General features: G+C 40.3%; 1 protein-coding gene and 1 pseudogene. Both read left to right on the top strand.

Going from position 1 to position 1,568, the window contains the following annotated elements; genetic code table 11:
• On the top strand, window positions 1-782 hold a 782-nt coding region (locus F6K51_RS36955), incomplete at its 5' end, for a DUF4351 domain-containing protein (protein WP_293031070.1).
• A gap of 587 nt (window positions 783-1,369) precedes the next feature.
• A pseudogene (locus F6K51_RS36960) lies at window positions 1,370-1,568 on the top strand (hypothetical protein); the annotation flags it as partial.

Raw genomic sequence — 1,568 nt, forward strand, 5'->3', positions numbered from 1 at the left:
ACACCGAATTAAGCACAGAACCAATTCGGGCAGATGCCTTGTTTTTTGTGCGAGTTGCTGATGCTATTTTGCATTTGGAATTTCAAACCTTACCCCAATCTGAACCTCCCTTACCCCTGCGGATGCTGGATTATTGGGTGAGGTTATATCGTCAGTATCGCTGTGATATTGAACAGGTAATAATATTCCTAAAACCAACCCGATTAGCCGGAGTATTTGTCAATCAATTTACCGAGATAAACCTATCCTTCCGCTATCGGGTGATTCGGATTTGGGAATGTGATCCACAACCGTTACTAACAACACCGGGGTTACTACCCTTGGCTGTGTTAGCACAAACTGAAGTGCCAGAAACCTTGCTATCCCAGGTAGCAGCCAGAATCGATATGATTGAAGATAGACAACAGCAGCGTAACCTATCTGCTTGCGTGCAACTGTTGGCTGGGGTGAAATTTGATGAGCAGTTAATTCAAGCCTATTTTCGGGAGGATATGATGCAAGAGTCGGTAGTTTATCAACGAATTATTCGCCAAGGATTAGAACAGGGATTAGAGCAAGGATTAGAACAAGGATTAGAACAAGGATTAGAAAAAGGAAAGCGCAATGAGCTTAATTTAATTATCCGTCAAATTAACCGTCGCCTAGGTGAAATCAATCCCCAATTACAAAATCAAATTGAGAAGTTATCCTTTGACCAGTTGGAGGATTTAGGAGAAGCTTTATTAGATTTTGAAACCGAAGTGGATTTGACCAATTGGTTGAACCAGTTTAGGGATAAGTAAAATCCGGTTAGGTGTAGCACTCAAAAGCAGTGCTATCAAGATCTGATTGAGTGGGTTTGGATTTGCCTTACCCACTCTACTATTGCCCAAAAATCCAGATAATTCTTGTTCCCCCCTTTTTTAAGGGGGGTTAGGGGGGATCTATATATTTAACTGAAGTAAGTCACTCCCGATTGCTTTTTTAAGGGGGGTTAGGGGGGATCTATATATTTAACTGAAGTAAGTCACTCCCGATTGCTTTTTTAAGGGGGGTTAGGGGGGATCTATATATTTAACTGAATTTAATCCCTCCCGATTGTAGCGAAAAAACTCTTAAAGTTATTAACTAAATCAAAAGTAACATTATGGCTAATAACTGTGATAAAATAGAATAATATTCCCCAACAATAGCCATAAGTTTCCCTGGTTTTTATCCCCCGATATACCGTTAATGATTGTCGGGATTTACTGGGATTTAAAGAGTTAGTTAAGTAGCCGATATTTCCGACATACCTTTCCCTGGGTTGATTGAAGATGATTTGGGATAGGTTCGAGTCGTCGAATTTGTGGCTAGAAACACTGCTTTCGATTAGTTAACCAGATGTGTAATGACTTACGACAGTACCCTAAAATATTTAGTTGAACAATATCCCCAAGCCTTTACCCGTTGGTTGTTTAACCAAGAACCAGCAGAGGATATCGAAATTCTCAACACCGAATTAAGCACAGAACCAATTCGGGCAGATGCCTTGTTTTTTGTGCGAGTTGCTGATGCTATTTTGCATTTGGAATTTCAAACCTTACCCC

This window comes from Moorena sp. SIO3I8, assembly GCF_010692325.1.
In the GTDB taxonomy this organism is placed as follows: Bacteria; Cyanobacteriota; Cyanobacteriia; order Cyanobacteriales; family Coleofasciculaceae; genus Moorena.